The following is a 15576-nucleotide window of genomic DNA, read 5'->3' as shown; positions in this document are numbered from 1 at the left end:
CGGTTTCTGCTGTCACATCTGGGGCGCTGCCCTCAGCGGTTGGCGCGATGCTCGATCAGCTCGTCGACCACCGAGGGATCCGCCAGGGTGCTGGTGTCGCCCAGGCCGTCACACTCGTTGGCGGCGATCTTGCGCAGGATGCGGCGCATGATCTTGCCCGAGCGGGTCTTGGGCAGCCCCGGGGCCCACTGGATGACGTCCGGCGAGGCGATCGGCCCGATGTCCTTGCGCACCCACTTGGTCAGCTCCTTCTTGAGCTCGTCGCTCTCCTCGAAGCCGTCGCCCAGGGTCACGTAGATGTAGATGCCCTGGCCCTTGATGTCGTGGGGGAAGCCGACCACGGCCGCCTCGGCCACGGCCTCGTGAGCCACCAGCGAGGACTCGATCTCGGCGGTGCCCATGCGATGACCGGAGACGTTGAGCACGTCGTCGACGCGGCCGGTGATCCAGTAGTAGCCGTCTTCGTCGCGGCGGCAGCCGTCACCGGTGAAGTACATGCCCTTGTAGGTCGAGAAGTAGGTCTGCACGAAGCGATCGTGATCGCCCCAGATGGAGCGCGCCTGGCCCGGCCAGGAGTCGAGAATCACCAGGTTGCCCTCGGCGGCGCCCTGGAGCTCGTTGCCCTCGTTGTCGACCAACGCCGGCATCACGCCGAAGAACGGCAGGGTCGCGGAGCCCGGCTTGAGATCCGTGGCGCCGGGCAGCGGGGCGATCATGATGCCGCCGGTCTCGGTCTGCCACCAGGTATCGACGATGGGGCACTTCGAATTGCCGATCACCCGATGGAACCACTCCCAGGCCTCGGGGTTGATCGGCTCGCCCACCGAGCCGAGCAGGCGCAGGCTGTCGCGCTGGCTGGAGGCCATGACGTCGTCGCCATGAGCCATCAGGGCCCGCACCGCGGTGGGAGCGGTGTAGAGGATGCTGACGTTGTGCTTGTCGACGATCTCACCCATGCGGCCATGGGTCGGATAGCTGGGCACGCCCTCGAACATCAGGGTGGTGCCGCCGTTGGCCAGCGGACCATAGACGATGTAGCTGTGGCCGGTGACCCAGCCCACATCGGCGGTGCACCAGTAGACCTCGCCGTCCTGATAGTCGAAGACGTAGCGGTGGGTCATGGAGGCGTGCAGCAGGTAGCCGCCGGTGGTGTGCTTGAGGCCCTTGGGCGCGCCGGTGGAGCCCGAGGTGTAGAGAATGAACAGCGGATCCTCGGCGCTCATCTCCTCGGCCGGGCAGTCGGTGGACTGCTTGGCGACGACGTCCTCATACCAGACGTCGCGGCCGTCCTTCCAGTCGATCTCGCCGCCGGTGCGCTTGACCACCAGCACGCTCTCGCAGACCTCGGTGCCGTCGCGGGTCAGGGCGGCATCAACGTTGTCCTTGAGCGGCACCTGCTTGCCGCCGCGCACGGACTCGTCGGCGGTGATGATCAGCTTGGACTGGGCGCCGACCACCCGCTGGGCGACGGCGTCCGGCGAGAAGCCACCGAAGACCACCGAGTGCACCGCACCGATGCGGGCACAGGCCAGCATCGCCATCGCGGCCTCGGGAATCATCGGCATGTAGAGCGTGACCACGTCACCCTTGCCGACCCCCAGCTCCTTCAAGCCGTTGGCCAGCTGGCAGGTCTGCTCATAGAGCTCGCGATAGGTGAGGGTCTTGTCGTCCTTGGGATCGTCGCCTTCCCAGATGATTGCCGGCTGGTCGCCGCGGGCCTCGAGGTGACGATCGAGGCAGTTGACGCTGGCGTTGAGGGTACCGTCCTCGAACCAGCGGATGTCGACGTTATGCGCGTCGAAGGAGGTGTGCTTGATCTTGGTGGGCGCCTTGAACCACTCCAGGCTCTTGGCCTGCTCGCCCCAGAACCCCTGCGGGTCGTCCACCGACTGCCGGTACATGGCCTCGTAGGTGGCCTTGTCGGCGTTGGCCTTGGCGGCGAAGTCGTCGCTTACCGGGTAGACGTTCTGATGCTCGGTCATGGATATGCCTCTGTCCGGGAGGATGCGCCCTCCAGGTGGATGTTGCCGGCCGCGCGGATGTTGGACGTGCCGGTTCCATAGAACTGCCCACCAGCATATACGTCCCGGCGCGGCCTTCCCTTTAGACATTGGTATGATCAAATTTCTTTTTTATAACAATGACTTAAACGGTCTTTTCAAACACCTGCCGGCCGCAATAGACCAAGGTCTGAGCGCAGTGGCGGCAGCGATAGCGGCTCCCGCGACGGGCCAGGGCGTGGCGACGCGCCGTGAAGCCGTGTTCGCGACAGGCGCAGCGGTAGCGAAAGGGGGCGGGGCTCGCCCGCCCGGTATCGAAGCGGTGGGTGGTGCTGGGGGGAAGTCCGAAGAGACGCCGCATCACGGTCTGCCACTCGCGACCGTGGGGCCGCGCCCGACCGCCATCCTCGAGGTGATGCACCAGCCAGTGCGCCATCTCGTGGGGCACCACCTCGACCAGGAAGGCTCGGCGGTTCTCCTCGTAAAGCACCGGATTGAAGCGCAGCCCGCCGCGCCCGAAATGGGCCTGTCCGGCCGACTTGCCGCGCAGGTCCAGCCACACCGCCGGGCGCGGCAGGGCCGGGTGTACCTCGCGGCACAGCTGCCAGGCCGCCTCGACCCGGTCGAGCAGGGCACGGTACAGGGCCTCGCCCTCGAGGGCGTCGAGCCGGGCGGTGTCGGGGTCGGAAAGCGCGGGAGCCATCATGGGATGCTAGAATGGCCGCTCTGTCTCGACACGACAAGCCCGGGGCACCGCGCCCGCGGCGCCACCCCGTTTACCCTGCACCCTTTCCCTGCGAGAGCCGTCATGTCCGATGCCGAAACGCCCCTCCCCCAGCCGCTACTCGAGGATCAGGAGCTCGATCTGCTGGATGACTTCCTCGACTCCGAGCGCGTCGATGCCGACGCCCTGGACCTGATCGGCGCCCATGGCTTCCTGGTGGCGCTGGCGGTGGCCCCGCGCGACGTGCCGGCGGCGACCTGGGTCGCCGAGCTCTTCCACGGCGAGCCGACCTTCGAGGACGACGCCGAGCGCGAGGCGATCCTCGGGCTGCTGGAGCGCCTGCGCGCCAAGGCCATCGAGGTGCTGGAGGGCGGCGGGCTGCCCGAGCTGCCCTTCGAGCTCGAACTGGGCGAGGTGCCGCCCGAGGAGACGCCGATCGGCGACTGGTGCGCCGGCTTCATGGAGGGCGTATTCCTCGACGAGGCCGCCTGGTTCGACGATGACGAGGAGGCCGCCGCCACCCTGCTGCTGCCCTTCATGCTGCTCTCGGGGCTGTTCGAGGACGAGCCCGATATGGCCGAGCTGGCCGGCGACCAGGCGCGGCTGGAGAGCCTGGTCGGCCAGCTGCCGGAGCTGCTGCTGGATCTCTACCTGCACTACCGCGTGCCGCCGGAGACGCCCAAGCCCAAGCCGCGGCGCAAGGCGCCCGCCGGTCGCGGCAAGGGCAAGCGGTAAACGCCGGGCGCCGGGGCTGGGCGCCCGGCACGACGCTAGGTCAGCCGCGTCAGCAGGCCGTCCACCAGGCCGAACAGCCACTCCTTGAAACGCTGCCAGCGCGGTCGTCGGGACCAGGCCTCGGAGTCGATCTCCTCGCTGGTCGCGAAGTTGCGCTCGAAGAGCTCTGCGACCTCGGCGGCGAAGCGGGCATCGTCCACCTCCTGGTTGGCCTCCAGGTTCCACTGCAGGCTCCAGTGGTCGAAGTTGCAGGAGCCGAGGCTGACCCAGTGGTCGACCAGCGAGAACTTGGCATGGATGAAGGTGGGCTGGAACTCGAAGATCCGCACCCCGGCACGCAGCAGCCGGCCGTAGAAGCGCTGGCCGGCATAGCGCACGCCGGGGTGGTCGTGGGTCTTGCCGGGCAGCAGCAGCCGCACATCGACCCCACCCCGCGCCGCCCGCGCCAGGCGATTACGCAGGGTGAGCGTGGGCACGAAGTAGGGAGTGCAGATCCACAGGCGCCGCTCTGACGCCGCGACCCGACGATGCAGGGAGTGGCGGATCGCCTGGTAGCGATAGCCCTGGCCCCATACCACGCGTCCGCGCATGCCGTGATAGCCCTCGTCCCGGCGCGGCGAAGGCTCGATCCCCCGCACCAGCGAGGGCGCACCGGGGCCACGGCTCAGCGGCGAGTCCCAGACCCGACAGAACAGACGCACCCAGTCGGCAACCACCGGCCCCTCGATGTGCACCGCGACTTCATACCAGGCATCAAGGAACTCGTCTACGGCACCGAAGCCGCCGGTGAAGGCCTCGGCGCCATCGACCACCACCAGCTTGCGGTGATCCCGAGTGAGGTTGCGCACCGGCGACTCGAACCCCAGGGGATTGAAGAAGCGCAGCGCCACTCCACCGGCCTTCAGGCGCTGGCGATCGGCCTCGTCGAGGCCCATGGCGCCGTAGCCGTCGAGCAGCAGCATCACCGACACGTCGCGTTCGGCGGCCCGCAGCAGCGCCTCGGTGAGGGCCGTGGCCAGCCGGCCCGTCTCCATCAGATAGAGTTCGATCAGCACGAAGTGGCGCGCCCGATCGACGGCCTCGAACATCGCCGGCAGGAAGCGCGACGCCTCGGGCAGCAGTGCGAAGTGATTGCCGTCTCGCCACATGCCGTGCATGGCATCGCCCCTGTCTCCGTCCGTTACGGCATTGACGCATGTTTACCGCTCGGGGAAAAGGCCGCCCGCTGCCCGCCGCATCTGGGGGCGTTATACTGAGGATTCATTTCCGGTCGAGGCAAACGGATGGGCCTTGCACGCATGCTCGCCGGCGCGCTGCGCGCACCGCTCACGCAGCTGATGTCCCGCGGGTGCCAGATCCGACTGATCGAGCCCGCACCCGATGCGCTGCCGCTGGAACCGACGCTGCCGGTGCTCTACGTGCTGTCGCGCCCGGCGCTCTCCGACACCCTGCTGCTGGAGACGCTGGCTCACTCCCACGGCCTGCCGGCGGCCGGCGGCCAACGCCGCGTAGGGAGCGTGACCCTGCCCGCCTGCCTGGCGCTGCCCGCCCCGGGGCGACGCCTGTGGCGCCGCGGACGGCGATCGGCGGCGCCCTTCCAGCCGCTGATCGAGCAGTACCGCCGCGATCCCGCGCACGATGCGCAGCTGGTGCCGGTGAGCGTCTTCTGGGGACGCGCCCCGGGCAAGCGCTTCGGCGTCTGGCAGCTGCTGGCCGCCGATAGCTGGCGACTCACCGGGCGGCTGCGCCGCCTGCTCTCGGTAGTGGTCAACGGGCGCGACGTCGAGGTGCAGTTCGGCACGCCGCTGCTTCTCTCCGAGCTCGATGACGACCGCGACCCCGCGCTCACCAATCGCAAGGTGGCCAGGCTCTTACGAGGGCATTTTCGACGCACCCGCACCCGGGTGCTGGGCCCCGACCTCTCCCACCGGCGCACACTGATCGACGGCGTGGTGGCCAGCGCCGAAGTGCAGCGTGCCATCGGAGAGGTGGCCGCGGCCGAGAAAGCAACGCGGCCGCGGATCGCCCGACGCGCCCGCCGCTACGGCCGCGAGATCGCCTCCGACATGACCTACCCGGTGATGCGCTTCATGGCAGGCGCCCTGCGTCGCCTGTGGAACCGCCTCTACGATGGCGTCGGGGTGCGCGGCCTGTCGCGGGTCAAGGCCGTCGCTGGCGATCACACCCTGGTCTATGTGCCCTGCCACCGCAGCCACATCGACTACCTGCTGCTCTCCTACGCGCTCTACCGCGAGGGGCTGATGCCGCCGCACATCGCCGCCGGGCGCAACCTCGACATGCCGCTGATCGGCCCGCTGCTGCGCCGCGGCGGCGCCTTCTTCATGCGCCGCAGCTTTCGCGACAATCGCCTCTATGCGGCGGTCTTCAACGAGTACCTGCACCGCCTGCTGTCGCGGGGCCACCCCCTGGAGTACTTCATGGAGGGCGGGCGCTCGCGCAGCGGCCGCCTGCTGCCGGCCCGCCCGGGGATGCTCGCCATGACCCTGCGCTCCTTCCTGCGCAGCCGACGGGAGGGCGGCCGAGATGTGCTCTTCGTGCCCGTCTACCTCGGCTACGAGCGCATCCTCGAGAACGCCAGCTACCAGCGCGAGATGCGCGGGGCCGACAAGCGCAAGGAGTCGCCGCTGGCACTGCTCGGCGTGACGCGTCGGCTGCGCCAGCCTCACGGGCGGGTGGACGTGAACGTCGGCGAGCCGCTGTCGCTCTCCGCCTTCCTCGACGCTCAGGTGCCGGGCTGGCGGCATGCGCCCGAGGCGCCACGTCCGGCCTGGCTCAATAGGGTCGTGCCGGCGCTCGGCGAGACCCTCTCGCAGCGCATCAACGCCGCCGCCGCGCTCAACCCGGTCAACCTGGTGGCCCTGGTGCTGCTGGCCACGCCCCACCGCGCCATCGAGGCCGGGCTGCTGACCCAGCAGCTGGCGCTGCTGGTGGCCCTGCAGCGGCGCCTGCCGGGCGGGCGCGACGCGAGCCTGCCGACGGGCACGCCCGAGGCGTGGATCGATCAGGTGGCCGCGCTCGGTATGATCGGCCGCCACCCCCACCCGCTGGGCGACATCATCGTCGCCGACGCGCGCCAGGCCGGGCTCTTGGGCTGGTACCGCAACAACGTGCTGCACCTCTTCGCCCTGGCCGGCCTCACCGCCTTCGCCTTTCGTCATCAGGCCTGCCATCGCCTGGACGATCTCGCCGCCCTGCTCGGCCCCGGCTGGCCGATACTCGCCCGGGAGCTCGCCATCGAGCCCGCGCCGGCGCCGGCGCCGGCGCTGCATGAGGATCTCGCCGCGATGCTCGAGGCGCTGGTCGAACAGGGCCTCTTGGAGCGCGAGGACGAGGGCTGGCGGCGGCCCCGGGAGTCGCTCGCGGCCGGGGAGCAGCTCGACATGCTCGGTGCGCTGATGCAGCCCTCGCTGGAGCGGGGCTACCTGCTGCTCTCGGTGCTGTTGAGCGAGCCCCCGGGGCACTTCACCGCCGAGGCGCTCACCGAGCGAAGCCGGCTATTGGCCGAACGGCTGGCCCTGCTCTCGGGACGCGACGCCCCGGAATTCTTCGATGCGCGGCTGTTCGCCGGCCTGGTGGAGAGCCTCGCGGCCTGCGGATGGCTCGCCACCGATGACGGCCGCCTGACCTTTGGTGAGGCGCTGCGCGAGGCGGCCCGGCAAAGCCGGGCGCTGTTCGACCCGGCGCTGCGCCACCGACTGCAGCTGGTCAGCCGCCGGGGTGACGAATGAAAGGCAAAGGATGAGCGGTGAAGGATGAGAGGCGAGGGCTGAGCTCAGGCGCCGAGCCGGCGATGCACGTAGAGATCGTAGCGGCTGGTCTTGTCCGCGATGACGTGTCGCGGCGGCGGGCCCTCCAGGGGCGGTGCCTTGCGCGGTCGTTTGACCACCACCCGATGGGTCGCCACGTCCAGCGCCGCCTCGAGCAGCCGCGGGGCGTCCGGGTCGTCGCCGGCCAGGTTGCGGAAGAGGCGCATCTCCTTCTTGACCAGCGCGGACTTCTCGCGGTGGGGAAACATCGGGTCGAGATGGATCACCTCAGGGGCCACGCCGGCGCTCGCCACCAGGGTCGCCAGCTCGCGGGAGGCATCGCCATGCACCAGGTGCATGCGTGCCGCGATGTCGCGGGTCTCGGGATCGGCCAGCGCCCGCGCCAGGCCGTCCTCGAGCAGCGCGAAGATCGCCGCGACCCGCTCCATCAGCAGCACCTCGGCCCCGAGGCTTGCCAGCACGAAGGCGTCGCGGCCGAGCCCCGCGGTGGCATCCACCACCGAGGGCGTGACGCCCTTGGCCAGGCCGCAGGCGCGGGCGATGAGCTGGCCTCGACCGCCGCCGAAGCGCCGCCGATGGGCGGCGCGCCCGCTGACGAAGTCCACCGCCAGCGGGTGGCCGTAGCGGCGCGGATCGCCGGCCAGCACCAGGCGGTCGTCCTGGCGGGCGAGAGTCAGCTCCGCCCCGTCATCGTCGCCCGCAATACCGGGCGCTATGTCGGCGGACGCTGCATCGGTCACCCCTGCCTCGGCCATCCCTGCTTCTGCCACCGTGGGCAGCCCCAGGCGCCGGGCGAGCGGATACAGGTCGGGGTCCCGCACCGCCACGCCGCTCATCGGCTCTTCTGCCAGGCGACCCGATCGCGCAGGTAGACCGGCTGCACCTCGTGGGCCGGGCGGGCCTCGCCCCGCTCCAGGGCCTCCATGGCCAGCAGCGCCATGTCGGCGGCCTCGGCCTCCACCTCGGGCAGGCACAGACCGAGCCCCGCCTGCACCTCGACGCTCATCTGCTCGCGAAGATGCCAGCCGGAACCGATGCCGACCCAGTCGGCGTCACCCTGAGCACTGTCCTCGAGATCGGGCAGGCAGAGCCGCGAGGGTGGCATCACTGCCTCCTGTGAGAGCGGCAGCACGCGACCGTCGCGACACTGCCAGGCGGCCACGTAGATCTCGCCCATGCGGGCGTCCAGGGCGGTGATCAGCCGGCGATAGTGATGGCGGCGATGCCCGCCCAGGGCCAGCGCCTCGAGTGTCGAGACGCCGACCATCGGGCGGTCGAGGCCGAAGGCGAGCCCCTGGGCGACGCCGGCGGCGATGCGCAGTCCGGTGAAGGAGCCGGGACCCCGGCCATAGGCCACGGCGTCGAGCGCCGAGGCCGCCAGGCCCGCCTCGGCGAGCACCTCGTCGACCATCGGCAGCAGGCGGCGAGTGTGCTCCCGCGGGGTCAGGGCGAAGCGTGAGATCAGTTCGTCGGCATGGCCGTCACGGCGGCTCAGCAGGGCGGCGGAACAGGCGCTCGAGGAAGCGTCCAGGGCCAGCAGGATCGGCATGGGAGATCACGTCGTGGCGAGAAATGTCCGCGCATTATACGCGCGCCGCCGCCAACGACGAAGGCCCGCGCATGCGGGCCTTCGGCGACGTGCAGTGCACGAATGAGACTGGAAGCGAGACTCAGCCTTCGAGGGCCTCGATCACCTGACCGGTGATGTCGTCGATGCTGCCCACGCCCTCGACACGATGGTAGGCCGGGGCCGCCTCGGGCGCCTCCTCGGCCCACTGCTGGTAGTAGTCGACCAGCGGCGCGGTCTGCTCGTGGTAGACCGCCAGACGGTTGCGCACCGTGGACTCGCGATCATCGTCGCGCTGGATCAGGGCCTCGCCGGTGACGTCGTCCTTGCCCTCTCCCTTCGGCGGCTGGTACTCGAGGTGGTAGACGCGACCCGAGCCCGGGTGGACGCGGCGGCCGGCCAGTCGCTTGACGATCTCCTCGTCATCGACGGCGATCTCCAGCACGTGATCGATCTTCACCTCGGCATCGCGCATGGCCTGAGCCTGCGGGATGGTGCGCGGGAAGCCGTCGAACAGGAAGCCGTTGGCGCAGTCGGGCTGGCTGATGCGCTCCTTGACCAGGGCGATGATGATGTCGTCGGACACCAGGCCGCCGCTGTTCATGATCTCCTTGACCTTGAGCCCCAGATCGCTGCCCTCCTTCACCGCGGCGCGCAGCATGTCGCCAGTGGAGATCTGCGGAATGTTGAAACGCTCGCAGATGAACTGGGCCTGAGTACCCTTGCCGGCACCCGGGGCGCCCAAAAGGATCAAACGCATCTGACTGCTCCTTAGAAGTGTGTATTGCGGATAGAGGAAGAAAGGTAAGAAGCGAACGATAACCGCGCCGCCGGGCGCAGACAAGCGAAGGGCCCGGATTCGCGTCGCTAAAGAGAGAAAAAAGGGTGCGGCATCAAGCCCCTGCGACCAAGTTGCACTTTGGTCTGCCCTACACGAGCGGGGCCCACAAACGACAACGGCGCCTCGCGGCGCCGTTGTCGGTGGCAGGGAGCGACTTACAGCAGCAGTCGACGGATGTCCGTCAGCACCTGACCCAGGAAGGCAGTGAAGCGCGCGGCGTCGGCTCCGTTGACCGCCCGGTGGTCGTAGGAGAGGCACAGCGGCATCATCAGCCGCGGCTGGAAGGCCGCGCCGTCCCACACCGGCTTCATCGACGCCTTGGAGATGCCGAGGATGGCAACCTCCGGGGCGTTGACGATCGGCGTGAAGGCGGTGCCGCCGATGGAGCCCAGGCTCGAGATGGTGAAGCAGCCGCCGGTCATCTCGTCGCGCTTGAGCTTCTTCGACTGCGCCTTGCCAGCCAGCTCCACCGACTCCTTGGCCAGTTCGATCAGCGACTTCTGGTCGGCGTTGCGGATCACCGGCACCATCAGGCCGTCCGGAGTGTCCACGGCGATGCCGATGTGCACGTACTTCTTGTGCACGATCGTCTCGCCGTCACTCTTCAGGCTGACGTTGAACTGCGGGTACTTCTTCAGCGCGAAGGCACAGGCCTTGATCAGGAAGGGCAGCGGCGTGAGCTTGGCGCCCTGCGCCTCGGCCTCGGCCTTCATCGACTTGCGGAAGGCCTCGAGCTCGCTGATGTCCGCCTCGTCGAACTGCGTGACGTGGGGCAGGTTGACCCAGCTGCGATGCAGGTTGGTGGCGCCCATCTTCATAAGGCGACCCATCGGCTTCTCTTCCACCTCGCCGAACTGGCTGAAGTCCTGATCCGGGATCGGCGGAATGCCGCTGCCGGCGGCAGCCGGTGCCGCGGCGGGCGTCTGGGCCTTGCCGTCCATGACCTGCTTGACGTAGGCGTGGACGTCCTCCTTGAGCACGCGCTCCTTGGGGCCGCTGGGCTTGACCAGCCCCAGGTCGACGCCCAGCTCACGGGCCAGCATGCGCACCGCCGGACCGGCGTGCACCAGCTTGCCGTCGCGCGGCTTGTGGGCGGCCATCTGCGCCTCGGGGCTCGGCGAACCGGCAGGGGTGCCAGACGACTTCGCGGCCGGCGCCTGCGCCTTCTGCTCGGGCTTCTTGTCCGCCTTCTGCTCGGGAGCCTTCGCCGCCGGCTTGGCGGCGGGCTTGCTACCCGCGACCGGAGTGCCGGCCACTTCGATATAGCCGATCAGGTCGCCCTCGGAGACGGTATCGCCCTCCTTGACGGTCAGCTCGAGGAGCTTGCCCTTGTAGGGGCTGGGCACGTCCATGGAAGCCTTGTCGGACTCCAGGGTGATCAGCGGATCTTCCTCGTCGACCTCGTCGCCGGCGCTGGCGGCGATCTCGATGATCGGCACGTCGGCGGAACCCGAGAGGTCCGGCACGCGCACTTCCTTGCGCTCCGGCTCGCCGCCGCTCTCTTCCTGCTCGGCCGGGGCGTCCTCCTGCGGGGCACTCTCGGCCGGCGCGGGTGCCGACTCGGCGGGCTCGGCGTCACCGCCACCCTCGCCTTCGACTTCCATGGTACCGATGACGTCACCCTCGGAGACGGTATCGCCCTCCTTGACGGTGAGCGTGACCAGCTTGCCGGCCTGAGGGCTCGGCACGTCCATGGAGGCCTTGTCGGACTCCAGGGTGATCAGGGTGTCTTCCGCGTCGACCTGGTCACCCGCGGCTACCGCCACCTCGATGATCTCCACGTCGGCGGAGCCGCCGAGGTCGGGCACCTTGATCTCGACGGTCTGCTTGCCGCCGCCGCTCTTGGCCGCGGGCTTCTCCGGCGCGGGCTCGGCCGCCTTCTCGGGCTCGGGGGCCTTCTGGGGCTCGGGGGCCTTCTCGGCCTCTTCCTTGCCACCGGCGTCGGCGTCGCCGCCACCCTCGGCCTCGATCTCGACGATGTCGTCACCCTCGGAGACGGTATCGCCCTCCTTGACCAGGACCTTCAGCACCTTGCCGCCCTTGGGCGCCGGCACGTCCATGCTGGCCTTGTCGGATTCCAGCGTGATCAGGGTGTCCTCGGGGGCGATGACGTCGCCCTCGGCCACCGCGATCTCGATGATCTCGACATCGGTATCGCCACCGATGTCCGGAACTTTGATGATTTCGCTACTCAAGGTCGCGCTCCTTCAAACTCTTGACGGGGGCGGGCCCGCGGGCCCGCCATGCCACCGAATCGCTCGGGCGACGCCTCACACCGCAAGCGGGTTGGGCTTGGCCGGATCGATGCCATACTTCTTGAGCGCCTCGCCGACGACCTTGCGATCCAGCTCGCCACGGTCGGCCAGCGCCTTGAGCGCGGCCACGGTAACGAAGCGACGGTCGACCTCGAAGAAGTGACGCAGCTTCTCGCGGGTGTCGGAGCGGCCGTAACCGTCGGTCCCGAGTACATGATAGTCGGTCGGCACCCAGGCGCGGACCTGGTCGGCGAACAGCTTCATGTAGTCGGTGGAGACGATCGCCGGACCCTCACGGCCCTCCAGGCAGGCGGTGACGTGGGGCTTGACCGCCTCGGCCTCGGGGTTGATGAAGGCCTGACGGTCGATCTCCAGGGCCTCGCGACGCAGCTCGTTGAAGCTGGTGACGCTCCAGATGTCGGCGCCCACGCCCCACTCCTCGGCGAGCATCTCGGCGGCCGCCTCGACCTCGCGCAGGATGGTGCCACAGCCCATCAGCTGCACGCGGCCCTTCTTGCCCTTTGTCTCGCGCAGCAGGTACATGCCCTTGATGATGTCGGCGGCGGGCACTTCCTCCATGACCGGCTGTTCGTAGTTCTCGTTCATCACCGTCAGGTAGTAGAAGCAGTTCTCCTTGTCGGTGAACATGCGCTTCAGGCCGTCCTGGACGATCACCGCCACCTCATGGGCATAGGTCGGATCGTAGCTGCGGCAGTTCGGGATCATCGACGCCTGCAGGTGGCTGTGGCCGTCCTGGTGCTGCAGCCCCTCACCGTTCAAGGTGGTGCGACCGGCGGTACCGCCAACCATGAAGCCGCGCGCCTGCATGTCGCCGGCGGCCCAGGCCAGGTCACCGATGCGCTGGAAACCGAACATCGAGTAGTAGACGTAGAACGGCAGCAGCGTCGTGGCGTTGTTCGAGTAGGAGGTCGCGGCGGCGATCCACGCCGACATGGCGCCGGCCTCGGTGATGCCCTCCTCGAGGATCTGGCCCTTCTGATCCTCGCGGTAGAACATGATCTGGCCTTTATCCACCGGCTCGTACTTCTGACCTTCCGAGGTGTAGATGCCGAGCTGGCGGAACATGCCCTCCATGCCGAAGGTACGCGCCTCGTCGGGAATGATCGGCACCACGCGGTCGCCGATCTTCTTGTCCTTGACCAGGCCGTTCAGGATGCGCACGAAGGCCATGGTGGTGGAGACCTCGCGACCCTTGGAACCGCCGGTCTGTGAGGCAAAAGTCTTGTCCGTAAGCTCAGGGATCGGCAGCGACTCGAAGTCGTTGCGACGGCTCGGCAGGTAGCCACCCAGGCGCTCACGCTGCAGGTGCATGTACTTGAGCTCCGGGGAGTCGTCCTCGGGCTTGTAGTACGGCACCTCCTTGAGCTGCTCGTCGGTCAGCGGGATGCCGAAGCGGTCGCGGAAACGACGCAGCGCCTCGTACTCCATGGTCTTGACCTGGTGCGCCTCGTTGGCGGCCTCGCCATCGCCACCGCCCATGCCGTAGCCCTTGACGGTGTGCGCCAGGATCACGGTGGGACGGCCGTTGGGGTTCTGGGTCGCCTCGTGGTAAGCCGCATAGACCTTGAACGGGTCGTGGCCGCCACGATTGAGCTTCCAGATGTCCTCGTCGGACATGTCCTTGACCATCTCGGCGGTCTCCGGGTACTTCCCGAAGAAGTGCTCCTTGGTATAGGCGCCGCCGTTGGCCTTGTAGTTCTGGTAGTCGCCGTCGACCGCCTCATCCATGCGCTTTTGCAGGATGCCCTTGGTGTCCTTCTCGAAGAGCGGATCCCACAGACGGCCCCAGACGACCTTCTGCACGTTCCAGCCGGCGCCGCGGAAGACGCCCTCGAGCTCGTCCATGATCCGCGAGTTGCCGCGCACCGGGCCGTCGAGACGCTGCAGGTTGCAGTTGATGACGAAGATCAGGTTGTCGAGCTTCTCGCGGCTGGCCAGGTGAATGGCACCGAGGGACTCCGGCTCGTCACACTCGCCGTCGCCCATGAAGCACCAGATCTTGCGATCATGCATGTTCTTGAGTTCACGGGAATCCAGGTACTTCATCACGTGGGCCTGGTAAATGGCCTGGATGGGGCCGAGGCCCATGGATACCGTGGGGAACTGCCAGAAGTCCGGCATCAGCCAGGGGTGCGGATAGGACGAGAGGCCGTCACCGTCCACCTCCTGGCGATACTTGTCCATCTGGTCTTCGGTGAGGCGGCCCTCGAGGTAGGCGCGGGCGTAGACGCCCGGCGCCACGTGACCCTGGATGTAGACAAGGTCGCCTTCGAAGTCGCCGTTCGGGGCGCGGAAGAAGTGGTTGAAGCCCACGTCATACAGGGTCGCCGCCGACATGAAGCTGGCAATGTGCCCGCCCAGACCCGGGTTGGCGCGGTTGTTGCGGATGACCTGGGCGATGGCGTTGTAGCGAATCAGCGAGCGGATTCGACGTTCCATGAACAGGTCGCCCGGCATCGGCGCTTCGCGGTGCACCGGAATGGTGTTGCGATGCGGGGTAGTCACCGAGAAGGGCACCTGCATGCCATCGCGCCGCACCCGGTCGGCCAGGCGAGTCATCAGGTACCGGGCACGATCCTCGCCCTCGCGATCCAGGACCGATTCCAGGGAATCCAGCCATTCCGTGGTTTCGACCGGATCGAGATCTTCTCTTGTTTCCAGACTCATAGACGTCTCTCCGAATGACGGTGGGGAACTGCGGCCCCGCAGAGGGGCGAAATGGCACTCATGATCGGGATCGGCGCCCCAACGCGTCAGACCTGTAGTTGTTTTACAAGACAGTGCTTAGGGTGCCGCTGCTGATGGCGCGAAGATACCGTAAACGCTGGCTTCTGCCAATTCAAGATAGAGTGGAAATATTTTTCAAATACAACATATTGCACCGCAGCGCAGGGAATTAGCGCCGCTCACCTCCGTCAGGCCATGCGAACCCTACCCCTGTAAGACGACTACCCGTCGATGAACAGGCCAGGCGCATGGAATGCCCCTTCCGCCGCGCCTCTCCGCCAAACTTGGTGCCTAAGTACGTATTTTTCCGAGCTCCTGGCGAAAATAGGCCCAGTCGAAGGCGGGGCCGGGATCGGTCTTGCGCAGAGGGGCCACCCGGGCGTGGCTGGTGATGCGACGCGTCGTGAGCGCCGGATAGTGCGCCAGCAGTGCCGCCGTGGCGCTTGCCAGGGCCCGGTACTGGGCGCCGGTGTAGGGCGTCACCTCGTCGCCTTCCAGCTCGATGCCCACGGCGAAATCGTTCAAGGCGCGTCGCTCATGGGCGCCATCCTGCCAGCATGAGCGGCCGGCGTGCCAGGCGCGGGCCGCGAAGGGCACGAACTGCACGCACTCCCCGTCGCGACGGATCAGCAGATGCGCCGAGACGCGCAGCTCGGCGATCGCGGCAAAGAAGGGGTGCGCCGCGGGATCGAGCCGGTTGGTGAAGAGCCGCTCGATATGCTCGCCGCCGAACTCCCTCGGCGGCAGGCTGATCGAGTGCAGCACCAGCAGCGAGACCTCCCCCGCCGGGCGAGCGTCCTGGTTGGGCGAGGCGAGCCGCCGGGCGGGCGCCAGCCAGCCGTCGTCGATGCGCATGGTTTTTCCCTGACGTCGATGCATGGGTTTCCCCTATAATGACTCGCTCAAGCTTCCCCGCAC

At 68.1% G+C, this 15576-nt stretch carries 11 protein-coding genes; 2 read left to right on the top strand and 9 right to left on the bottom strand.

All coding sequences use genetic code 11. The features are described 5' to 3' along the window. Positions 1-32 precede the first annotated feature (32 nt). Positions 33-1982 carry an acetate--CoA ligase gene (gene acs / locus BM388_RS03825; protein WP_089847399.1) on the bottom strand — a complete coding sequence of 650 codons (1950 nt, stop codon included), beginning with the start codon at positions 1980-1982 and terminating at the stop codon, positions 33-35. 163 nt (positions 1983-2145) lie between these two features. Further along, entirely contained in the window at positions 2146-2706 is a 561-nt protein-coding gene (locus BM388_RS03820) for a SprT family zinc-dependent metalloprotease (RefSeq protein ID WP_089847397.1), read from the bottom strand. A 102-nt stretch (positions 2707-2808) separates the two neighbouring features. On the opposite strand from BM388_RS03820, the gene BM388_RS03815 reads away from it, so the two are divergent. Next, positions 2809-3459 (top strand): YecA/YgfB family protein, encoded by a 651-nt coding sequence (locus BM388_RS03815; RefSeq protein WP_089847395.1) that lies wholly within the window; start codon positions 2809-2811, stop codon positions 3457-3459. Between the two features lie 35 nt (positions 3460-3494). Here the strand turns inward: BM388_RS03815 and BM388_RS03810 are convergent, their stop codons facing one another. Next, positions 3495-4616 carry a phospholipase D-like domain-containing protein gene (locus BM388_RS03810; protein WP_089847393.1) on the bottom strand — a complete coding sequence of 374 codons (1122 nt, stop codon included), beginning with the start codon at positions 4614-4616 and terminating at the stop codon, positions 3495-3497. Positions 4617-4742: 126 nt separating this feature from the next. Here BM388_RS03810 and plsB point away from each other — a divergent pair, with 126 nt between their 5' ends. Beyond that, the gene (gene plsB, locus BM388_RS03805; RefSeq protein WP_245781455.1) at positions 4743-7208 is read left to right on the top strand and encodes a glycerol-3-phosphate 1-O-acyltransferase PlsB; all 2466 of its coding nucleotides are present in this window, start codon (positions 4743-4745) and stop codon (positions 7206-7208) included. Between the two features lie 44 nt (positions 7209-7252). Here plsB and BM388_RS03800 read toward each other — a convergent pair whose 3' ends face one another. The 6 genes from BM388_RS03800 to ampD all read right to left on the bottom strand — a co-directional run bounded on the left by BM388_RS03800 (position 7253) and on the right by ampD (position 15513). Then, positions 7253-8083: a class I SAM-dependent methyltransferase gene (locus BM388_RS03800; protein ID WP_245781454.1), complete on the bottom strand. Its 831-nt coding sequence runs from the start codon at positions 8081-8083 to the stop codon at positions 7253-7255. After that, positions 8080-8796: a tRNA (adenosine(37)-N6)-threonylcarbamoyltransferase complex dimerization subunit type 1 TsaB gene (gene tsaB, locus BM388_RS03795; protein WP_089847391.1), complete on the bottom strand. Its 717-nt coding sequence runs from the start codon at positions 8794-8796 to the stop codon at positions 8080-8082. The genes BM388_RS03800 and tsaB overlap by 4 nt, the downstream gene beginning before the upstream one ends. 121 nt (positions 8797-8917) lie before the next feature. After that, positions 8918-9574: an adenylate kinase gene (gene adk, locus BM388_RS03790; RefSeq protein WP_089847389.1), complete on the bottom strand. Its 657-nt coding sequence runs from the start codon at positions 9572-9574 to the stop codon at positions 8918-8920. Positions 9575-9810: 236 nt separating this feature from the next. Next, the gene (gene aceF / locus BM388_RS03785) at positions 9811-11850 is read right to left on the bottom strand and encodes a pyruvate dehydrogenase complex dihydrolipoyllysine-residue acetyltransferase (RefSeq protein WP_089847387.1); all 2040 of its coding nucleotides are present in this window, start codon (positions 11848-11850) and stop codon (positions 9811-9813) included. A 75-nt stretch (positions 11851-11925) separates the two neighbouring features. Then, on the bottom strand, positions 11926-14598 hold the full coding sequence (aceE, locus tag BM388_RS03780) for a pyruvate dehydrogenase (acetyl-transferring), homodimeric type (protein ID WP_089847385.1): 2673 nt from the start codon (positions 14596-14598) through the stop codon (positions 11926-11928). A 351-nt stretch (positions 14599-14949) separates the two neighbouring features. Beyond that, a complete protein-coding gene (ampD, locus tag BM388_RS03775; RefSeq protein WP_089847383.1) occupies positions 14950-15513 on the bottom strand; it encodes a 1,6-anhydro-N-acetylmuramyl-L-alanine amidase AmpD in 564 nt (187 codons plus the stop codon). Positions 15514-15576: the final 63 nt, after the last annotated feature.

This window comes from Halomonas saccharevitans (assembly GCF_900116405.1).
In the GTDB taxonomy this organism is placed as follows: domain Bacteria; phylum Pseudomonadota; class Gammaproteobacteria; order Pseudomonadales; family Halomonadaceae; genus Halomonas; species Halomonas saccharevitans.
Note: the sequence above shows the minus strand (reverse complement) of the source record. Positions and strands in the feature narration are given on the sequence as shown.